The sequence below is a fragment of the Ochrobactrum sp. PL_is483 genome (genome assembly GCF_055816855.1).
In genome coordinates this window covers 65,925-85,591 of sequence record NZ_JBVPGS010000020.1, presented here as the reverse complement: position 1 = coordinate 85,591, position 19,667 = coordinate 65,925, and the positions used below count along the sequence as shown (strand labels likewise).

18 protein-coding genes are annotated in these 19,667 nt (G+C 57.4%); 7 read left to right on the top strand and 11 right to left on the bottom strand.

Annotated elements, in window-relative coordinates; all coding sequences use genetic code 11:
* Positions 1 to 20: 20 nt before the first annotated feature.
* The 8 genes from AC0TNJ_RS01990 to AC0TNJ_RS01955 form a co-directional block, all read right to left on the bottom strand.
* On the bottom strand, positions 21 to 1,283 hold the full coding sequence (locus AC0TNJ_RS01990; RefSeq protein WP_473770065.1) for a nucleoside hydrolase: 1,263 nt from the start codon (positions 1,281 to 1,283) through the stop codon (positions 21 to 23).
* A 224-nt stretch (positions 1,284 to 1,507) separates the two neighbouring features.
* The gene (locus AC0TNJ_RS01985; RefSeq protein WP_473770064.1) at positions 1,508 to 3,229 is read right to left on the bottom strand and encodes an ABC transporter substrate-binding protein; all 1,722 of its coding nucleotides are present in this window, start codon (positions 3,227 to 3,229) and stop codon (positions 1,508 to 1,510) included.
* A gap of 100 nt (positions 3,230 to 3,329) precedes the next feature.
* Entirely contained in the window at positions 3,330 to 3,623 is a 294-nt protein-coding gene (locus AC0TNJ_RS01980; RefSeq protein ID WP_473767138.1) for a DUF2160 domain-containing protein, read from the bottom strand.
* Between the two features lies 1 nt (position 3,624).
* Positions 3,625 to 4,491 (bottom strand): carbohydrate ABC transporter permease, encoded by an 867-nt coding sequence (locus AC0TNJ_RS01975; protein WP_473770083.1) that lies wholly within the window; start codon positions 4,489 to 4,491, stop codon positions 3,625 to 3,627.
* Positions 4,492 to 4,516: 25 nt separating this feature from the next.
* Positions 4,517 to 5,383, bottom strand: a complete 867-nt coding sequence (locus AC0TNJ_RS01970) for a carbohydrate ABC transporter permease (protein WP_122002156.1) — start codon at positions 5,381 to 5,383, stop codon at positions 4,517 to 4,519.
* A 2-nt stretch (positions 5,384 to 5,385) separates the two neighbouring features.
* A complete protein-coding gene (locus AC0TNJ_RS01965) occupies positions 5,386 to 6,456 on the bottom strand; it encodes an ABC transporter ATP-binding protein (RefSeq protein WP_473770063.1) in 1,071 nt (356 codons plus the stop codon).
* 10 nt (positions 6,457 to 6,466) lie between these two features.
* On the bottom strand, positions 6,467 to 7,549 hold the full coding sequence (locus AC0TNJ_RS01960) for an ABC transporter ATP-binding protein (protein WP_473770062.1): 1,083 nt from the start codon (positions 7,547 to 7,549) through the stop codon (positions 6,467 to 6,469).
* 560 nt (positions 7,550 to 8,109) lie between these two features.
* On the bottom strand, positions 8,110 to 9,336 hold the full coding sequence (locus tag AC0TNJ_RS01955) for a M24 family metallopeptidase (RefSeq protein WP_473767142.1): 1,227 nt from the start codon (positions 9,334 to 9,336) through the stop codon (positions 8,110 to 8,112).
* A 312-nt stretch (positions 9,337 to 9,648) separates the two neighbouring features.
* Here AC0TNJ_RS01955 and AC0TNJ_RS01950 point away from each other — a divergent pair, with 312 nt between their 5' ends.
* The 5 genes from AC0TNJ_RS01950 (at position 9,649) to AC0TNJ_RS01930 (ending at position 14,681) form a co-directional block, all read left to right on the top strand.
* Entirely contained in the window at positions 9,649 to 11,172 is a 1,524-nt protein-coding gene (locus AC0TNJ_RS01950; protein WP_122002152.1) for an ABC transporter substrate-binding protein, read from the top strand.
* 137 nt (positions 11,173 to 11,309) lie between these two features.
* Positions 11,310 to 12,263, top strand: coding sequence for an ABC transporter permease (locus AC0TNJ_RS01945; protein WP_473770082.1), 954 nt, complete (start codon positions 11,310 to 11,312; stop codon positions 12,261 to 12,263).
* On the top strand, positions 12,260 to 13,120 hold the full coding sequence (locus tag AC0TNJ_RS01940) for an ABC transporter permease (RefSeq protein WP_122002151.1): 861 nt from the start codon (positions 12,260 to 12,262) through the stop codon (positions 13,118 to 13,120). The genes AC0TNJ_RS01945 and AC0TNJ_RS01940 overlap by 4 nt, the downstream gene beginning before the upstream one ends.
* On the top strand, positions 13,117 to 13,926 hold the full coding sequence (locus tag AC0TNJ_RS01935) for an ATP-binding cassette domain-containing protein (RefSeq protein WP_473770061.1): 810 nt from the start codon (positions 13,117 to 13,119) through the stop codon (positions 13,924 to 13,926). Before AC0TNJ_RS01940 ends, AC0TNJ_RS01935 begins: the two co-directional genes overlap by 4 nt.
* On the top strand, positions 13,923 to 14,681 hold the full coding sequence (locus AC0TNJ_RS01930; protein WP_473770060.1) for an ABC transporter ATP-binding protein: 759 nt from the start codon (positions 13,923 to 13,925) through the stop codon (positions 14,679 to 14,681). Before AC0TNJ_RS01935 ends, AC0TNJ_RS01930 begins: the two co-directional genes overlap by 4 nt.
* Positions 14,682 to 14,747: 66 nt before the next feature.
* Here the strand turns inward: AC0TNJ_RS01930 and AC0TNJ_RS01925 are convergent, their stop codons facing one another.
* From AC0TNJ_RS01925 to AC0TNJ_RS01915, 3 genes are all read right to left on the bottom strand, one after another.
* Positions 14,748 to 15,035 carry a PTS sugar transporter subunit IIB gene (locus AC0TNJ_RS01925; protein WP_061345673.1) on the bottom strand — a complete coding sequence of 96 codons (288 nt, stop codon included), beginning with the start codon at positions 15,033 to 15,035 and terminating at the stop codon, positions 14,748 to 14,750.
* Positions 15,036 to 15,069: 34 nt separating this feature from the next.
* Positions 15,070 to 15,531 (bottom strand): PTS sugar transporter subunit IIA, encoded by a 462-nt coding sequence (locus tag AC0TNJ_RS01920; RefSeq protein WP_473770059.1) that lies wholly within the window; start codon positions 15,529 to 15,531, stop codon positions 15,070 to 15,072.
* A gap of 76 nt (positions 15,532 to 15,607) precedes the next feature.
* Entirely contained in the window at positions 15,608 to 17,017 is a 1,410-nt protein-coding gene (locus AC0TNJ_RS01915; RefSeq protein ID WP_473770058.1) for a PTS galactitol transporter subunit IIC, read from the bottom strand.
* Between the two features lie 281 nt (positions 17,018 to 17,298).
* Between AC0TNJ_RS01915 and AC0TNJ_RS01910 the strand changes: the two genes are divergently transcribed.
* Both AC0TNJ_RS01910 and AC0TNJ_RS01905 read left to right on the top strand, forming a co-directional pair.
* Positions 17,299 to 18,618: an NAD(P)H-dependent oxidoreductase gene (locus tag AC0TNJ_RS01910; RefSeq protein ID WP_473770057.1), complete on the top strand. Its 1,320-nt coding sequence runs from the start codon at positions 17,299 to 17,301 to the stop codon at positions 18,616 to 18,618.
* An 11-nt stretch (positions 18,619 to 18,629) separates the two neighbouring features.
* The gene (locus tag AC0TNJ_RS01905) at positions 18,630 to 19,667 is read left to right on the top strand and encodes a thiamine pyrophosphate-dependent dehydrogenase E1 component subunit alpha (protein WP_473770056.1); all 1,038 of its coding nucleotides are present in this window, start codon (positions 18,630 to 18,632) and stop codon (positions 19,665 to 19,667) included.

Below are 19,667 nucleotides of genomic sequence, written 5' to 3'. Positions count from 1 at the left end.
CGCCGGGTTTGGCTTGGAGCCTATTTCTTCGTGGCGGTTGTCAGCGGGACGACGATCTCTTTCCAGAATTTGTCTTCATCGATGTAGTTCTGAATGGCGGCTTTCTGCGTGCCGACCGGTCCCGGCTTTGCTTCGGCATCGCCTCCAATGTCATTGTTGGTGAAAGCAAGGCTTCGGCCATAGTCCAGCCCCATCTCAGTGTTCACGTCCACATAAACACCGGTGGCGGGCGCCGCTGCTCCATCCTTGGGACGAGGCGCATTGTTCCATGCAAGCACAATCGACGGGTCGATGACGTAGGCGGCTGCAAACAGGTCCCATACATTATCAGGTCCGAAAGTGGTTCCGCCCTTCGCCTTGATCCGTTCCTCTCGGGCAAGCCAAAGCTTCTGAATGCCCGGAACACTGCCGTCGACCATTTTCCGATAGAGGTCTTCCGGCATTCCGCCCGTATGTTCATTGGCCTCCAGACCCGAGATCACCTGATTTCCATACGCCTTGAAAGTTTCGGAATTTGGATCGCCCCATTTTGCTCGGACACTGATCTTGGCGGCTTCCGGGTCGGCCCACCAGTTGAATTCCGCCGATGCCGACGAATTTCCGGGCACATAGAAAGCACCGCCCATATAGACGATTTCGGCGACCTTCGACGGAAAGCTCGGGTCCTTGAGAATGGCGCGGGCAATATTGGTGAGCGGGCCAATAGCGACCAGTTTGATCTGGCCGGGATATTTGTTGACGGTGTTGACGAGAAAATCGACGGCGTCCCTGTTGCCGTCGGGGTCAGGATTATCCAGACCATATACCCGTTTATAGGATGGCGCCTCGCCATATTTGTGCTTGTAAACGTCGGCCCAGTTTGCCGTGGGGTCGGCGTCGATCTCGTTGCCCGCATCCGGTCGCAGATAGCCGCCCCAGCCGGTGATGGGGCTGATTTGCAATTCGGCTGCCAGCACTTCCGGCGTGGCTTTGTTCCCTCGCCAGTTGCGAATGCCGTATCGGCTGCCTTCATAGATGGGAACGTCGGAAGCCAGCGCCTCCAATTGTCGGACGCCTGCGGCTACACCGGCTGGCATGGGTGTGTTTCCGGACACGACGGTGACGCCGAGCAGGTCGATATTGGGCGCGCGCTCGAGCAGAAGCATGGCGGTGCCATCGTCGAAGAGCTCGACCATGTCCGCGTCGAGGATGACTTTCGTGCGGGATTCCTGCGAGAATGCGGCGCCGGATACTGCCAGCGAGCAAGTCAAAGTCCAGGCAAATATAGACGGCCTGATATCCATTCTGTCCTCCCTTTATGGTGAGCCGCGTGGGTAAAACGCAGCATTGGAATAGGATATCATGCAGTTTTTCTTGTCAATGTAAGTATATTCAAAATTATATGTCGTAAGGGAATGTAATTAAGCGGTTTGCGGGGCGGTGATCTAAGAGGTCCATCGTCACGAAATAATCCGGCGCAGGCTGCCGGTCGGCGTATGAGGCCGACCGACGGAGTTTTTACGCCAGCCTACTTCTGCCAGCTCTTGACCAATTCATCGTAATTGACGGTGGTTGGTTTTTCCTTTTCATTTTCGATCTTCAGCTGTGGAGCGAGATTGCCCTTGGAAACGGCATCCTTGTTCCAGAACTCGATGTCATGTTCCTCGGCGAGTTTCGGTCCGATATCACCCTGCACCCCTGCACGTTCCAGGCGTGAGAGAACTTTTTCCTGCTCGGCGCAAAGAGAATCCATCGCTTCCTGCGCCGTCTTTGCGCCGGAAGACGCATCGCCGATTGCCTGCCACCAAAGCTGCGCGAGCTTCGGGTAGTCAGGCACATTGGTGCCGGTCGGCGACCACTGCACTCGGGCCGGGGAACGATAGAACTCGACCAGACCTCCAAGTTTCGGTCCGCGATCCGTGAAGCTTTGATGATGGATCGTTGAATCGCGGATGAAGGTCAGTCCCACATGGCTCTTCTTCACATCGACCGTCTTGGACGTGACAAATTGCGCATAGAGCCACGCGGCCTTGGCGCGATCATCAGGCGTGGACTTCATCAGCGTCCATGAACCAACGTCCTGATAGCCGAGCTTCATGCCGTCTTTCCAGTAAACGCCGTGCGGGGAAGGGGCAACGCGCCATTTGGGCGTCCCGTCCTCATTCACGACCGGGAGACCCGGTTTGGCCATGTCCGCCGTGAAGGCCGTGTACCAGAAAATCTGCTGGGCGATATTGCCCTGCGAGGGGACGGGGCCGGATTCCGAGAAGGTCATGCCTTGCGCTTCCGCCGGAGCATAGGCCTTGATCCAGTCCAGATATTTCTGGATCGCATAGACGGAAGCCGGTCCGTTGGTGTCGCCGCCGCGCGCGACGCATGAACCGACCGGGCGTGAATTCTCATCGACCTTGATGCCCCATTCATCGACCGGCAGACCGTTCGGCAGGCCCTTGTCGCCGTTGCCAGCCATGGAAAGCCACGCATCGGTAAAGCGCCAGCCGAGTGACGGGTCCTTCTTGCCATAGTCCATATGGCCGTAGACCTTCTTGCCGTCGACTTCGCGGCCGGTGAAGAACTCGGCGATATCCTCATAGGCCGACCAGTTGACCGGAACGCCGAGGTCATAACCGTACTTGGCTTTGAAATCGGCCTTGTTCTTTTCATCGTTGAACCAGTCATAGCGGAACCAGTAGAGGTTCGCGAACTGCTGGTCGGGAAGTTGATAGAGCTTCTTGTCCGGGGCGGTGGTGAACTTGCTGCCGATGAAATCGTCCAGATCGAGGCCCGGATTGGTAACGTCCTTGCCTTCATTCGCCATGAAGTCGGTCAGGTTGCGAACCTGCTGATACCGCCAGTGCGTGCCGATCAGGTCGGAATCGTTGACCCAGCCGTCATAAAGATTCTGGCCTGTCTGCATCTGGGTCTGGATTTTCTCGACGACGTCCCCTTCCTGGATAATGTCGTGGGTGACCTTGATGCCAGTAATGGCGGTAAATGCGGGAGCGAGCACCTTCGATTCATAGTCGTGGGTGGTCAGGGATTCGGAAACAACCTTGATGTCCATGCCCTGAAAGGGCTTGGCTGCATCGATGAACCATTGCATTTCCTTTTCCTGGTCGGCGCGTGAAAGGGATGAAAGGTCACCGATTTCCTTGTCGAGAAACTGCTTTGCCTCATCCATTCCCGCTGAAGCTGCGCCTGTCATTGCCAGCACGATGAGTGCCGTAGTTGTCATTCGATGCCGTCGCATGTTGATCCTCCCAAAGCTTGCGAGTGCATATCGACTTTCGGGCGCGGTATGTCCCCCGGCCCACTACTGCATGAAGCGGACCTGTTCCGCTTCGGACTTCTTAAACAAAGCGAAATACGCCAATGGCGTAGACCACCGAGAGGGCGACAGCCCACCATAGGTTAGGGCCAACCAGCCCCAGCCATGCCAGATTGATGAATGCGCTGCCGAGCAGCGACACGAACAATCGGTCGCCGCGCGTCGTCTCGAACCCCAGAATGCCATTGCGTGGCGCCCCTCCGGGGGAGGCATATTCCCAGACGCCCATTCCAACGAGGAGGGCGGCGATACCGCAGAAAAAAGCTGCGGTCTGCCAGGTCCAGGCCATCCATGAGAAGTCAGGCATATGAAACATGTTAGACCCTCCCCAGGGCGAAGCCCTTGGCGATGTAATTACGGACAAACCAGATTACCAAAGCGCCGGGTATCAGCGTCAGAACGCCCGCAGCAGCGAGCAGTCCCCAGTCCATTCCAGCGGCTGATACGGTGCGCGTCATCGTAGCTGCGATGGGTTTCGCGTCCGTGGTCGTGAGGGTACGTGCGATCAGCAACTCGACCCACGAGAACATGAAGCAGAAGAAGGCCGCGACGCCGATGCCTGATGCAATCAACGGCATAAAGATCTTCACGAAGAACTTTGGAAACGAATAGCCATCGATATAGGCTGTCTCGTCGATTTCTTTCGGTACGCCGGACATGAAGCCTTCGAGAATCCACACCGCCAGCGGCACGTTGAACAGACAATGCGCCAGTGCGACCGCAATATGCGTGTCGATGAGCCCGAATGCCGAATAGAGCTGAAAGAACGGCAGGGCAAACACAGCCGGAGGCGCCATGCGGTTGGTCAGGAGCCAGAAGAACAGGTGTTTGTCGCCCAGAAACCGGTAGCGTGAGAAAGCATAGGCCGCAGGTAATGCTACCGAAACTGAAATCACCATGTTCATGACAACATAGATGATCGAGTTGATATAACCCGAATACCAGGCAGAGTCGGTGAAGATGGCGCGATAATTCTGCAGCGTCGGCTCATGCGGAAACAGCGTCAGCGACGTCAGGATTTCCTGATTGGTCTTGAAGCTCATATTGATGAGCCAGTAGATCGGGATCAGAAGCAATATGATGTAGATTGTCGGTATAAGCCAGCCAAACCGCGACGTCTCGCGTCTGCTCGCGCGCTGTCTGACGGTGCTGGCGTCCGGTGCAATCGCATTCACGCTGCCCATAGAGGTTCCTTGTACGGCGTTCATCTCATGCCTCCTGATCGTGGCTGGTCATGACCGTGTAGAACACCCATGACAGCAGCAGGATGATAAGGAAGTAGATCAACGACATGGCCGCCGCCGGGCCAAGATCGAACTGTCCGAGCGCCATCTTGACCAGATCAATCGACAAAAATGTCGTCGAATTGCCCGGTCCGCCGCCCGTCACCACGAACGGTTCGGTATAGATCATGAAGCTGTCCATGAAACGAAGCAGAACAGCGATCAGGAGAACGCGCTTCATCTTGGGCAATTGGATGTAACGGAACACCGAGAACCGCGAGGCTCCGTCAATCCTTGCAGCCTGATAGTAGGCATCGGGGATGGAGACGAGGCTTGCATAGCACAACAGCACCACGAGGCTGGTCCAGTGCCAGACATCCATGAGGATGATCGTTACCCAGGCATCGAACGGATCGTTGACGTAATTGTAATCCAGCCCCAGCCAGTTGGCGTAATAGCCGAGCAGGCCGATGTCACTGCGTCCGAAAACCTGCCAGATCGTGCCGACCACGTTCCATGGTATCAGCAGGGGGAGCGCCATGGTGACGAGGCACACCGGAACCCAGAAACCCTTTTTGGGCATGTTGAGTGCTATCAGGATGCCAAGCGGGATCTGGATAGCCAGAACGACGAACGAAAAAATGAGATTGCGCCCGAGCGCATCCCAGAAACGGCCGGAGTGAAGAATCTGTTCGAACCAGTCTGTTCCAGCCCAGAAGAACTGATTATTGCCAAACGTATCCTGCACCGAATAATTCACTACCGTCATCAGCGGAATGACGGCGGAAAAGGCGACGAGAACCAGTACCGGCAGGACCATGAACCAGGCTTTGTTGTTCCAGCTTTTCTCCATGGTCAGCCCTCCATCCCCACGCGCCAGGAATCTGCAAATATGCCGATAGCTTTCGGATCGAAGGTCACACGCGGTTCGGCCGGTATGTCCTCATCCTCGCCGACCACCACGGCCAGTTTCTGCCCCTCGAAGCCGGCGCGCACGATGCGGTAACGCCCGATATCCTCGATCTTGTCGACACGGATCCGCATGCCTTCACGGCCGAGCTTTATAAACTCTGGTCGGATGCCGAGCTCGATTTGTGTTGAATGGCCAATCTGAGGAATGCCGGGCAGTGGGATAGTTTGCGCGCCGACCGTGGCAGTCTGGCCGTCAATCCGGGCGGGCATGAGGTTCATGCCCGGGGAGCCGATGAAATAGCCGACGAATGTATGCTTTGGGCGCTCGAACAGTTCAGCGGGCGTGCCGATCTGCACGATCTCTCCATTGTGCATCACCACCACCCTGTCGGCGAATGTCAGTGCCTCCGTCTGGTCATGCGTGACATAAACCATGGTGAAACCAGATTGACGGTGCAGGCGCTTCAGCTGCGAACGCAGCACCCATTTCATGTGTGGATCGATGACCGTCAGCGGTTCATCGAACAGGATCGCGTTCACGCTTGCGCGTACCAGACCTCGACCCAGTGAAATCTTCTGCTTCTGATCGGCGGTCAGTCCGCGTGCCCTTCGCCGGGCAATGCCGCCGAGGTCCGTCATTTCGAGAATGTCCTTGACGCGGCGTTCCACTTCCGCTTCCGGCATGCGTCGGTTACGCAAAGGAAAGGCGAGGTTGTCGAAAACAGTCATCGTGTCGTAAACGACGGGAAACTGGAACACCTGCGCAATGTTGCGGTCTTCGGTCGCCAGGCCGGTCACGTCCCGCCCATCGAAGAGGATACGCCCCTCGGTCGGCTTCAGAAGACCGGAGATGATATTGAGCAGTGTTGTCTTTCCGCAGCCGGACGGGCCGAGCAGCGCATAGGCACTGCCGTCCTCCCACTCATGATTGACCATGTTCAGGGCGTATTCGCCTGCGGCCTGCGCCTTGGCATTATAGGCGTGGCGGATATGATCGAGTGTGATGCGTGCCATCGCCGTCCTCCTATGCCGCCAAACCGGCCGCGTGACCGACAGCGTGACCGGTCTCGTCGAATGCCATCAGATGCCGCGTGTCGAGGTAGACTTCGATCTCGCGGTCCGGTTCGATGATCTGGATTCCGTGCGCCAGCATGACCCAGCGATCACCTTCGTAATCGAGATGGATGAAGCTTTCCGATCCTGCGATTTCGGACACCAGTGTGCGGGCCCGGATAGGAACTGTAGCGTTCTCCGCTGGGCGGACGAGCAGATGATGCGGCTGAAACGCGATGGTCAGCGGTCCATCACTTATATGGGCCAACTGGCTGGGCACGGCGATGGCCGGGCGATCGGCCCGCAGGAACCGATCGCCTGACTTGACCATGCGAGCCGTGTTCAACGGTGGATCGGCAAATGTGCGTGCTGTGATGAGGTCGAGCGGGCGGCGATAGACGTCGATTGTTTTGCCAAACTGTGTGATGTGGCCTTCCGACAGTGCCGCCGTATTGCCGCCAAGCAGCAAGGCTTCGGAAGGTTCGGTTGTTGCGTAGACAAAGATGGCGCCGGATTCGGCGAAGATGCGCGGCAACTCCTCGCGTAATTCTTCACGCAGCTTGTAGTCGAGATTGGCCAGCGGTTCGTCGAGCAGAACCAGATTGGCCTTCTTTACGATGGCACGTGCAATCGCAGTGCGCTGTTGCTGGCCGCCGGAAAGGTTAAGCGGTGTCCGGTCAAGATAGGGCGTCAGCTTCAGAAGCTCAGCCGCCTTGCGAACCTCACTGTCGATTTCAGACGGTGACTTTCCTGCGATACGCATCGGCGAAGCGATGTTTTCGTAAACGGTCAAAGCCGGGTAGTTGATAAACTGCTGATAGACCATCGCCACATTGCGCTTCTGTACGGGCATGCCGGTAACATCCTGCCCGTCGAACAGAATTGAGCCTTCGCTTGGCTTGTCCAGACCAGCCATGAGGCGCATGAGGGAGGTCTTGCCGGACAAGGTTGGTCCGAGCAGCACATTCAGGCTCCCGCGTGGCAGGACCAGATTTGTCGGATGGATATGAGCGGCTCCACCGACCGTCTTCGAGATATTACGCAGTTCCAGCATATGTCCCGAGGCCTCCTCCAACCGTCGGAATTATTGCGCTTATTGGCAAATCCTCTCAATATGGACTTCAAGGGACTGTGCCTCATCCCTTATGAGCAACTTGTGTTCTACAGGCCGTTTCCGTGCCTGTTCGGAAAACATGCATATTCCAAAGCCGTTCCGAGCGTTGCCGAAGAGAGGTTTCGCCAAAGGCTCCGCCCAACTTACCACAACGCCCGACCAGATGCTTGATGAGCGCCCGTCAGCAGGCGCGGCTGTGGAGCCGCGACCTATGCTCGAAAACACTCGAGTTGGATTACCTGGATAAGCATATAGCTTGCAGCTTTTGTCTGAGAAGAGGGCATGCGCATTAGCAACTGACATGTTCCTCCACCTGATCCACACGTTCAGCCTTTGCGTGTGTGAAAGCCAAACAATGAAAATCGAAAACAAAAGGAAAGTCAAATGAAGATAATTGTTGCCTTTATAATGAAGCTATTTGTTGCTCGCATGAAGTGAGGCCAACCACGGCCTCGCTTCGCGCGCAAAGAGCGCCCAAAGCAGGCCGCATACCGTTTTGGTCAGCCTATCGAGACCAGATCGCGCGAAAGAGCGTTCATCGTTTCCGCCCCGTCTGCGGTGATGAGGAATTGTTCCTCGATCATCAGCGCCCCCAAACCGTTTGCATAGAACGGGGCTTCAACAGCCAGCACCATGTTCGGTTCCAAGACCATGTTGTTGCCGTGCGAGATGAAAGGCCATTCCTCGATCCCGAGCGCGGAGCCGACTGAGTGCCCGAAATGCCCGCGATAATATTCGCTAAAACCACGACGCCGCATGGTGGAAAGCATTGTTTCGTGGACCTGTCCGAATGTATTGCCGGGCTTCAGCAAGGCGATGCCGGCATGGAAGGTTTCGAAAAGCGCGTCGTAAATCTGCGTGGCAAGGGGCGCAGGCTCGCCGTGGACAAAGGTGCGGGCGCCATCTGAAGAATAGCCGTTTACCAGCGTGCCGATATCGGCCTTGATGAGACCGCCTTCCGCCAGTGGTGCCGCCGGGTTCTGGAGGTTCGGCCCGACCGAAATATAGGCCCAGTGACCGGACAGGCTTTGGCCCTTCGCCTTGGCGGCACTGGTTGCGCCGGTGAGCCAGGCGTCGGAAAGTTCCGCCGCCGTGGCACCGGAACGCGCTTTCGCCACCATTTCCTGCAAACCGCTTTCCGCATAATGGGCGGCATTGCGCAGAAACTCGATCTCGCGGGCGCTCTTTATCAGGCGCAACTGCTTGACGATGCCGGAAGCATCGCGCCAACGAACCGAAGGCAGGGCTGCTTTCAGGTGTTCAAAATCGGCGGCGGGTACGAATTCCAGGTCGATCCCGATGCTCGCCCGAGCAAGGCCCCGTTCGGCAATCATGTCGGCAAGCAGTTGAAAGGCTGCTGTCTGGTCGAAGGTTTCCGGGCGCGGTCCGATATTGCCGCTCTCGCGATAAGCCAGGTTGATGTCTTCTATCGTGCGGGCACCGTGAACCGTAACGGCATCGATCCAGATTCTGTGCGAGCGGAGGTCGATTTCATCCGCCGTGGCGCCAGCCGCTGCCAGCGCCTGATCGCTGGCAATCGCGCCAAGTTGCGCCGATGCGTCTGCCGGAACAAGCGCTATGGCCGATCCGGCGCGCCCCCACATTGTCGCCACGCCTGCCGCAATCCCCGTGGCATAGCGAAAATTTTCAGGCTGAAAAAGCACCAGTGCATCCAGTCCTTCCGCGGTAAGCAGTTCCTGAACGCGGTGCCTATCCATATAGCTCATGGCTGATCTCTCAAGGTTGGTGCTTTGTCGGTGTGGCTTATATCGGATGGTCCGAGCTGGCGTCCGGATGATTTATCCAATCGATTGACTCTTTATAGAATAAATTTCTAATAATTCTCACTATCTCATCGTGTCGCCGCTTACCGATGCTCTCTCCGTCGCGGTATAACCGTCGTCAAGGCATGTTTCTCGAAAGCGGTACCGGTTTCGAAATGAGGCAGGCGTAAAAACAAATAGATAGAGCATTCCCGATAGAACGGGAAATGCTCTGACGGAGAGCCCGCAAGGGCACTTTCCACGCAGGAGAATAATATGGGCGGCTTCAACATTCGTAATCGCAAACCCGGATTGGCTTACTGGGGGCTGAGCGCGGCATTGGCCGTGGCGCTTGGCGCCGGATCGTTCAGCCAGGCGCTGGCGCAGGAAAGCGACCCAGACGCGACAATCAATATTGGTTCGCTCTATGAGCCGCAGAACCTCGATAATACCGCAGGCGCAGGGCAGGGCATCAACGAAGCCTTCAACGGCAATGTCTATGAAGCGCTGTTTCGGCTGGCCGATGACGGAAAGGTCGAGCCGGTGCTGTCGAAGGATTACAAAGTCAGCGACGACGGGCTGACCTATACGTTCAAGCTGCAGCCGGGCGTAACGTTTCACTCGGGCGCGCCGCTGACTTCCAGGGATGTGAAGTTTTCCATCGAGCGCGTTGCCGCGCCGGAATCGAAAAGCTCGCGTAAAAGCAGCCTCAAATCCATCTCGGCTATCGAGACCCCTGACGACGAGACGGTTGTCGTCAAGCTGTCGTCGCGCTCCATCTCCCTGCCATATAATCTGAGCTATGTATGGGTGGTAAACGACGAAGCGAAGGATTTGCAGTCGAAGGAAGACGGAACCGGACCTTACGAGCTGGAAGACTGGCGTCGCGGTTCGTCGCTGTCGATGAAGCGCTTCGATAAATATTGGGGCGCCAAGCCGAAAAACGGCGAGGTCGTATTCCAGTATTTCACCGACGCCAGCGCGCTCAACAATGCGTTGCTGACTGGGTCCGTCGATATTATCACGTCGGTTCAAAGCCCGGATTCGCTGGCCCAGTTCAAGGATAATCCTGATTTCACCCTCAGCGAAGGACAGTCCACCACCAAGCTGCTGTTGGCCTATAATGACCGCGTTGCACCCTTCGACAATGTGAAAGTGCGCAAGGCGCTTGCCCGTGCTATCGACGATCAAAAGCTTTTGAAGGCCGTCTGGGGCGATTACGGCACGCTGATCGGTTCCTTCGTGCCGCCGACCGATCCGTGGTATGTCGATCTTACAAAGGTTGACGCCTATGATCCTGAAAGCGCCAAGGAACTGTTGAAGGAAGCCGGTTATCCGGATGGCTTCACCTTCACCATCGATACGCCGAACTACGATCCGCACCCGATTGCCGCGCAGTTCATCCAGAGCGAGCTGGCCAAGATCGGCGTGACGGTCAAGATCAACGTCATTACCGCCAATGAGTGGTACACGAAGGTCTACAAGGCGCATGATTTCCAGGCAACCTTGCAGGAACATGTGAACCATCGCGACATCGTGTTCTACGGCAATCCTGATTTCTACTGGGGCTATAACAATCCGAAGGTTGTCGATCTCGTCAAAGAAGCGGAAGCGAGCGCGACCACGGACGAACAGACGGCGAAACTGACCGAGGCCAACAAGATCATCGCCGAGGATGCGGCCAGCAACTGGTTCTATCTCTATCCGCAGATCGTCGTTTCAAGGAAATCGGTCAGCGGTTATCCGGTCAACGGCCTGAATTCGCAATTCTTCGCCTATGACATCGTGAAGGCGGAGTAATAACCGCCTGTCGATATCGAGAACATGAACTCGACAGCGCGCGCCGCCTGAATTAGTTTCCGGCGGCGTTGTCGCAATTGCATGAGGGTCCGAGCGCTGCCCCTCACATCGGAGAGGTAAACGCTATTTTCGCCTATATCATACGCCGCTCGGCCATATTGGTCCTGTCGGTTCTCATCGCATCGATCGTGCTGTTTCTGCTGCTGCGCCTGTTGCCGGGCGATCCTGCCAATGCGCTTGTTTCCGTCGGCGCGGATGCAGCGCAGATCGAAGCCGCACGCAAGCAGGTCGGGTCGGACCTGCCGCTCTATGAACAATTCCTGCGCTTTATCGGCAGTCTTTTGCGCTTCGATCTCGGTAATTCCTTTGTGAGCGGAGCGCCGGTTCTCGGCGAAATCGGCAAGCGGTTGATCGTGACCGTGCCGTTGACGCTGATGGCATTTCTCGTTGCTATCATCATCGCGGTGCCACTCGGCATTCTGTCGGTCGTGCGCCAGAACCGCTGGTATGGATCGCTCATATCTGTCGTTTCCCAGTTGGGCATCGCCGTGCCGGTTTTCTGGATCGGCATTCTGCTGGTCTGGGTTTTTGCCGTTAAGTTGAGGCTGTTTCCCTCTGGCGGCTTTCCATCGCGCGGTTGGCAGACAGCGCCTGCCGCGTTCCAGTCGCTGGTATTGCCTGTCGCGACCATTGCCATCGTCATGTCGGCGTCTTTGATCCGTTATGTTCGTTCCGCCACGCAGGATGTGCTTGGCAGCGATTATCTTCGCACCGCGCGTGCGCTTGGCGCGACATTCTCGCAGGCGCTTGTCCGTCACGGTATCCGCAACGGCGCAGTGCCCGTGATCTCCATTCTGGGGATCGAGCTTGCATCGACATTGCTGGGTGCGGTTGTGGTCGAGCGCGTATTCTCGCTCCCTGGCCTCGGTTCGATGCTCCTGCTCGGCATCGAGCAGCGCGACTATCCCAACGTTCAGGGTGTCCTGTTTGTCTCCACGCTTCTGGTGCTGCTGGTCGGCTTTGCCGCGGACCTGCTGCAACGGCTGATTGACCCACGCCTGCGCCAGCGATCTGCCGGAGAGCGAGCATGACGGAGCCTGTGGAAATGGGAATTTCAAATCCCAAGCCAGCCTGGCGTCTGCCATGGCCGCTGGTCGCGGGAGGGTTGCTGCTCGGAGTGCATCTGGTTGTCGCGCTTCTCACGCTGGTGTGGACGCCTTACGGTGTCGGCGAAATGGTGGGCGGGCGGCTGGAGGCGCCTTCATGGCTGCATTGGGCCGGTACGGATCGTTTGGGGCGCGATCTGATGACCCAGATCATGGTCGGTTCGCGCATTGCGCTTGTCGTCGGCTGCGGGGCGGTCGCGATCAGCGCGGTGATTGGCGTGACGCTGGGTGTCCTTGCCGCGTTTGCGACACAGACGCTCGATGACGTTCTGGCTGCGACGCTCGATATTCTGATTGCCTTCCCCACGTTGTTGCTGGCCATGTTGATCGTCGCTTCCAGCGATGGCGCCAGCCTCACGACAGCGATAGTGGCCATTGGTATTGCCGGCTCGGCCATTGTGGCGCGTCTGACCCGCATTCTTGCCAAGCGGGTTCTGGCGATGGATTACATCACGGCCTCGCGCATTTCCGGCACGTCGTGGCTCGGATTGGTTCGCATCCATGTGTTGCCGAATATCTGGCCGACATTGATCGTGAATTTCGCTCTCCAGTTCGGGCTGGCGGTCATTGCCGAAGCATCGCTTTCCTATCTCGGTCTCGGCGCACCGCCGCCCAACTCATCCTGGGGGCGGCTTCTTCAGGAAGCGCAGGCGTCGGTTTATACGGCGCCCTTTGGCGCCATAGCGCCCGGTCTGGCGCTCGTGTCGCTGGTGATCGGGCTCAATCTGTTCGCAGACGGCCTGAGGGACGTGGCTGACCCGACGCGAAGGAGGCGACGTTGAGCGCTTTGCTGCAAGTAGAGAACCTTCATATCGAAACCGGCGGGAAGTCGCTGGTCTCGGGCGTTTCGCTGTCGGTCGGGCAGGGGGAACGGGTCGGACTGATCGGCGAGTCCGGTTCAGGCAAGTCGTTGACGGCCCTTGCCATCATGGGACTGCTGCCGGACGGGATGCGCGCAAGCGGATCGCTCATGCTTGATGGCCATCAGGTGATAGGCGCGCGCGACCGCGATCTGGTGCCGTTGCGCGGCCAGAGCGTGGCAACGGTGTTTCAGGAGCCGATGACGGCGCTCGACCCGCTGATGCGGATCGGCAAGCAGGTTGGTCTGGTCGTCCATCGGCGCGCCGCTCGTGACGGGCGCAGGCTGGGAAAGAGTGAAGTGAATACTCAAGCCCACGCGCTTCTGGAACGCGTGTCCCTGCCGGACCCGGAACGTATAGCCCGATCCTGGCCGCATGAAATATCGGGCGGGCAGCGCCAGCGTGCGGCCATCGCCATGGCTCTCGCCTGCCGCCCCAGACTTTTGATTGCGGATGAGCCGACGACGGCGCTCGATGTCACCACGCAGGCCGAAATTTTGAAACTGCTGGAGCAACTGGTGCGCGACGAAGGGATGGGGCTTCTGTTCATCAGCCACGATTTGCCGGTGGTCGCTACAGTCACTCAACGCGCGCTGGTTCTGCGGCACGGCCAACTTATAGAAGAAGGGCCGGTCACAAGGCTCTTCACCGACCCGCAGCAACCCTATACGCAGGGGCTCGTGGCTGCGGCGCGGGCATTCGATGCTGCGTTGGAGGTTGCGCGATGACATTGATGGACCTTTCGCGTGTTTCATTCGCCTATCCCGGGGGCAAGACGGTCCTGCATGAGGTGGATTTGAAGCTTGAGACCGGAAGCAATCTCGGCATTGTCGGTGAGTCCGGTTCGGGCAAGACGACCATGCTGAAATTGCTGCTCGGATTGCAGCGCGCCTCTTCAGGAAATGTCTCGTTTCGCGGCAACCTGCTGGATATTCGCAATCGCAGTTTCATGCGCGATTTCCGCCGTTCGGTGCAGGCGGTATTTCAGGACCCCTATTCATCGCTCGACCCGCGTCAGCGCGTATTCGACATTATCGCAGAACCGCTGCGGTCCCTGAAAATCCAGACCGATATTGCACAGGCTGTTGCGCAGGCGCTTGCTTCCGTCGATCTGCCTGCGGATGCGGCTCGCCGTTATCCGCACGAGTTTTCCGGCGGCCAGCGCCAGCGCATCGCTATTGCCCGGGCGATCGTCTCGAAGCCCGATCTCATCATCGCCGATGAGGTGGTGAGTGCACTCGACCTGACGACGCGCGCCCGCATCATCGAACTCATGCGTTCGCTTTCGGAACGGACTACTTTCGTGGTGGTGTCGCACGACATTGCGCTGGTCGCGCTGCTATGTGAACGGCTGATCGTTCTGGAACAGGGGCGGATTGTGGAACAGGGCAATACGCGGGATATTCTTTCCGACCCGCAACATAGCTATACGAGGAAGCTTCTGACGAGTTTGCCGAGGATGCCCGAGCAGGCCTCTTCTTGAGCTGAAACCGAGAAGGAGCGGCCGTAGCCGCTCCTTCCTTGCTGTAACCCGCAGACCGTCAAGATATTACTTGCGCAGTTCAGCCTCGATCTGGTCGAGAACCTGATCCTTGCCGATGCCGGTGAGGAAGGGCAATCCCTTGATGACAGGCTTGGTTACCGAAGCCGAAATAGGCGTGGTGGAAACAATGAAATCCACGTTGTCGGCCAGTGAAGCGACTTCCGTTGCCTTCGCCTGCTGGGCATTGAAGGTTAGCCCGCGCTTTTTCATTTCTTCGGTAACGGTCGCGTTCACCGCCGTGGATGTCGCCACACCCGTGCCGCAAGCGAAGAGGATTGTTTTTATTCTGGCCATGGGTTCCTCCAGGTTCATTTATTGAGAGCGCGTTTCATTGCAACGCGGATTGGACGTCTTCCAGCGTGCGCGCCGCTTTCAGCCTATCGAGTGCGTCAGCATTCTGTATGGTCGCCATAATCTGCTGCAGGGTTTCAATCTGTTTGTCCTTGTCATTGATGGCAAGCAGAAAGACTAATCCAACGGGAACAGCTTCTTCAGGGTCTTCCATATTGGCAAATTCAATTGGTGATCTCAGTGTCGCCAAAGCAATTCCGGCCTTGAGGACATGCTCGGGGTCGGTGTGAGGCACGGCGACATTCTCGTCGCGCTCAAGCGGCAGTCCCGTTGGCATCGACAGTTCACGGCTGACAACGGCGTCGGCATAGCTCGCCTTTACATAGCCGAGCTTTTCCAGTTTGCCCGCGAGTATGCGGATAATTTCTTCATTGGTTTTTGCTTCGCTCTGAAGCTCGATTGCTTGCGGGTCGAGAAACTCAATCAGGCCGGCTGCCATTCCATTCTCCGTTTAAAGAAGGTCGCACGCCGATTGCGACGTGCGACTTTGATTCTTGCGCCGATCATTGCTGCCGTCAGGCAACAAATTCGTCCGCCGGTTCGTCCTCGGCGCCTGCGGCGCGTTCCCATGCCAGTGTGTTGCGACGATAGAGCATGAAAAGTGCTGCAATAACAACGGCAATCACCGCGATACCGATAGCACCAAGCCACTGGATGGCCGAGATGATGACATATGGCACCCACAGGAAACCATCGACCACAGACGTAATTTGCAGGGCGTTTTCAGGCAGCTTGAAGCCCGACGAAACGGCAGCGCTGGTAAACAATGGTGCAAGCGCATTGGCTACATAGAAGCCGATGGCCAGCGTAATCGTTCCGACGACAACCATGCGGAAAACGTTTCCCTTCAGGAGCGGGGCCGTCATGGCGACAATGAAGGGAATAACGGCAAGGTCTGCGAACAGGATCACGCGGTTGCCCGGCAGGATAACCGACAGGATGATCGCAATCGGCACGAGAATGAGCGAGGACGAAATCGCCGCCGGATGCCCGATGAGAATTGCCGAGTCGAGGCCGACGAGAAGTTCACGGTCGCCGGTGCGCTTGCGCACGAATTCCTGTGCGGCATCCGACACGGGCAACAGGCCTTCCATCAGGATTTTGACCATGCGCGGCAGAAGCAGCATGACCGCTGCAAGCGTCATGCCGGTGCCGAGAACCTTGGCGAGAACGGTGCCGAAATCGCCCGCATTGTAAAATGCTATGAGCCCGAGCACCAAACCGATGATCAGGCCAAGCACGACCGGTTCGCCGAACACACCGAAGCGGCGTTCGATGGTTTCGGTGCTGATATTGATTTTGTTGATGCCGGGAATGCGGTCCATGATCCAGTTGAGGATGATCGCAATCGGCAGAATCTGCGCGGAAGCCAGATGCGGCACGGAAACGCCTGGTACGCCATAAAATTGCTGAACGGCGCGCGCGGACCAGTCTGCAAACAACAGGGATAGAGCGGCAACGAGTGCTGCAATGATGATGCCGTAGGCGAGATTGTCCGTTGCAGCGACGACCAGTGAGCCGACAAAGGCAAAGTGCCAGAAATTCCACACGTCCACATTCAGCGTGCGCGTCCAGCGCAGCAGCAGAAGCGCGATGTTGATGAGAATGCCGACCGGAATGACCCACAAGCCCACCGACGATCCAAAAGCGATCGCCGCAGCCGAGGGCCAGCCGACATCGACGATATCGCGCTTGATGCCGGTATTGGTGACGATTGCCTGCGCCACTTCACCGATGGAGGTGAACATGAGACCCAGAACCAGATTGATGCCGATGAAAGCCACACCGATGGTCACTGCTGCGCGGAAGGCTTTGCCCACTTTCGCGCCGAGTATGACGGCAATGATGAAAATGACGATGGGCAGCAGAACCGTTGCCCCAAGTGTGTCGATAGCCGACTTTAGCCCGCTCAGAAATGCGTCCATTTATTTCTCCTCCCCCCGGAGCACTTTCCCAAAGTGCGCCGAGCTATCAGAACGCCATTATTAGCTCGCACGTCTCGACGTTTCAAAGTGTGAAAGAGGCGAAACGGCAGAACATTTGTATTCTATATCAAACCAAAGTTGAATAACAATATGGCATCTCGGTGGGAGCGCCTGCGACAATAAAATGAACACACGTATTGACTTAGAAACAAATGTTCATTAATCGGTAAGGTGCCAGAGGAGACTGCGAGAATTTTTGCAGGGAGGTTCAGGAGGAAGCGATGGCAACCAATGTGGCGTTGACAGGTTTGGCGCGTGACATGCAGGCGCGCGCAGATAGCGGGCGGCCAATCCGTATCGGACTGATTGGTTCCGGCGAAATGGGCACCGATATTGTCACGCGCGTTGCGCATATGCCGGGCATCGAGGTTGGCGCCATCTCAGAACTGCGCATTCCCAATGCCCTGAAAGCCGTCGATATTGCATTCCGGGAAGAAGGCCACGGCCGCGAGGTTTCCACCGCTTCCGATCTGACCGCTGCCATGGAAGCGCGCAAGATCGCCGTAACCGACAATGCCGATCTGATTCTCGAAAACGATCTTATCGACGTCGTGATCGATGCAACCGGTGTTCCGGCTGTCGGCGCCGAAATCGGCCTGCGCGCGATGGAGCATGGCAAGCATCTCGTCATGATGAATGTCGAAGCGGACGTGACGATCGGCGCTTACCTGAAAGCGGAAGCGGAACGTCTCGGCGTCACCTATTCGCTAGGGGCTGGCGATGAGCCGTCATCCTGCATGGAACTGATCGAATTCGTGACCGCCATGGGCCATCCGATTGTGGCGGCGGGCAAGGGCAAGAATAATCCGCTCAACATCGATGCTGTTCCCGACCAATATATGGAAGAAGCCACGCGCCGTAACATGAATGTGCGCATGTTGGTGGAATTCGTCGATGGTTCGAAAACCATGGTCGAAATGGCCGCCATCGCCAACGCCACCGGTCTTGTCCCGGACAAGGCAGGCATGCATGGCCCCGCCGCAACGCTCGACCAGCTCAACAAGACACTGATCCCCGAAAAGGACGGCGGCGTGCTGTCGAAGGTCGGCGTGGTGGATTATTCCATCGGCAAGGGCGTTGCTCCGGGCGTGTTTGTCGTGGCCGACATGTCGCATCCACGCATTTCTGAGCGCATGGAAGACTTGAAAATGGGCAAGGGTCCATATTTCACATTCCATCGCCCCTATCACCTGACGTCCCTTGAAGTGCCGCTGACCTGCGCCCGCGTGGTGCTCTACGGCAAGCCGGACATGGTGCCGCTTTCAAAGCCGGTCGCGGAAGTGGCCGCAGTTGCAAAGAAGGACATGCAGCCGGGCGAAAAGCTCGATGCCATTGGCGAATATTGCTACCGCGCATGGATCATGACGTCCGGCGAAGCGCGTAGCGCGCATGCGATCCCCTGCGGGCTTCTGCAAGGAGGCAGCGTGACCAGGCCGATCAAGAAGGGCGAGCTCATTACCTACGATAATGCGGCTGTGGCTCCCGGTTCCAGGATTGCGGAGCTGCGCGCGCGTCAAGACAAGCTCGTTTACGGGGCGTAAGGACAAACACCATGGTTCAAGCCAAAAAAGTTGAGCCGCAGGATACGGGCGACCGTCACAACCTGCCTTATGCCTTCCGCACCTATTCGCCGGATCAGCTGAAAGAAGCGCTGCACAAGATGTATCTCATCAGGCGCTTTGAAGAGGGAGCGGAGGAAAGCTACACGCGTGGCCTCATTCACGGAACGATGCATCTTTCCATCGGGCAGGAAGCAAGCGCGATGGGCTCCTGTCTGCCGCTTAACGACGACGACATGATCACATCCACCCATCGCGGTCACGGCCACTGCATCGCCAAAGGCGCGGACGTGAAGCGCATGTTTGCCGAGTTCTTCGGCAAGGAAACCGGCTATTGCAAGGGGCGTGGCGGCTCCATGCATATCGCCGATGTTTCCAAGGGAAACCTTGGCGCGAACGGTATTGTCGGCGGCGGCATTCCGATTGCGGTCGGCGCTGCGCTTTCCGCCAAGAAACAGAAAAACGGCAAGGTCGTCGTGTCGTTCTTCGGGGATGGCGCGAACAATGAGGGTGCTTTCCACGAAGCCCTCAATATGGCGTCGGTCTGGAAGCTTCCGGTCGTTTTCGTGTGCGAAAACAACGGTTACGGCATGTCCACCTCCACCAAGCGCTCGACAGCGGTTGCCAATGTTGCCGACCGTGCATCGGCCTATAATATGCCGGGCGTGATCGTTGACGGCAATAATCTGTCGGAAGTGGCGGAGGCTGTCAGCGAGGCCACCGAACGCGCACGGCGCGGCGACGGACCAACGCTGATTGAAAACAAGACCTACCGCATCCGGGGGCATTCCAAGAGCGACCGCAACCGTTATCGCACCAAGGAAGAAATCGAGCATTGGCAGAATGATCGCGATCCGATCGCGCATTTCGAGGCCGATCTTAAAGCCTATGGCTTCATTGACGATGCCGAGATCGAGGCGATACGTGCGGAAGTGGAGAAGGAAATCGCCGAGGCGATTGAATTCGCCAAGAACAGCCCCGCGCCCGACCTGACCAACCTGACCCGCGACGTTTACACGGACGATATTTGA